Annotated in this window: 2 protein-coding genes; both read left to right on the top strand. The window is 71.8% G+C overall.

Translation table 11 applies throughout. From position 1 onward, the window contains the following. Positions 1-488, top strand: a 488-nt coding sequence (locus BIV03_RS16765; protein ID WP_139202041.1) for a sugar phosphate isomerase/epimerase, incomplete at its 5' end; no start/stop codon positions are given. Beyond that, on the top strand, positions 485-780 hold a 296-nt coding region (locus BIV03_RS16760; protein ID WP_175475927.1), incomplete at its 3' end, for a Gfo/Idh/MocA family oxidoreductase. The genes BIV03_RS16765 and BIV03_RS16760, both read left to right, overlap by 4 nt.

The raw sequence follows: 780 nt of genomic DNA, 5'->3' as shown, positions 1-780 counted from the left end.
AGGACGTCCGCGACGACGTCCTCGTGCGGATGCGGGCCCTGGCCGACCTCGCCGAGCGCGAGGGCGTGACGCTGCTGCACGAGAACGAGAAGGACATCTACGGCGACGTCCCCTCGCGCGTGCTCGACATCGTCGAGAGCGTCGACTCGCCCGCGCTCCGCCTCGCCTGGGACAACGCGAACTACGTGCAGTGCGGCGTCAAGCCGTTCACCGACGGATGGGCGCAGCTCGCGCCGTACGTCGACTACCTGCAGGTCAAGGACGCCCTCGCCGCCGACTCGTCGGTGGTCCCCGCGGGTGAGGGCGACGGCGAACTGCTGCAGACCCTCACCGCGCTGCGCGACGCCGGGTACTCCGGCTACGCCTCGCTCGAGCCGCACCTCAGCGACTTCACCCACCTCGGCGGGTTCTCCGGCCCCGCGGCGTTCGGCCGCGCCGGTCGTGCCCTCCGGAAGCTCACCGACCAGATCGGAGTCACCCTGCGATGACCGAACCCACCCCGCTCAAGCTCGCCGTCGTCGGCGCCGGCGTCATCGGACGCCACCACGCCAAGGTCGCCGTCCACCACCCGGACCTGCAGGTCGTCGCCCTCGTCGACGCGATCCCCGCAGCGGCCACGAGCGCCGCCGACGAGATCGAGGCGATGGGCGTCACCCGCCCCATCACGACGTCGACCATCGAGGAAGCGATCGCGCAGACCGACATCGACGTCGTCGCGATCTGCTCGCCGTCCGGCATGCACGTCCAGCTGGCCGAGGCCGCCCTCGCCGCCGGCAAGCA

The organism is Curtobacterium sp. MCBA15_016 (genome assembly GCF_001865105.1).
Lineage (GTDB): Bacteria > Actinomycetota > Actinomycetes > Actinomycetales > Microbacteriaceae > Curtobacterium.
This window is presented reverse-complemented; position numbering and strand designations above follow the sequence as displayed.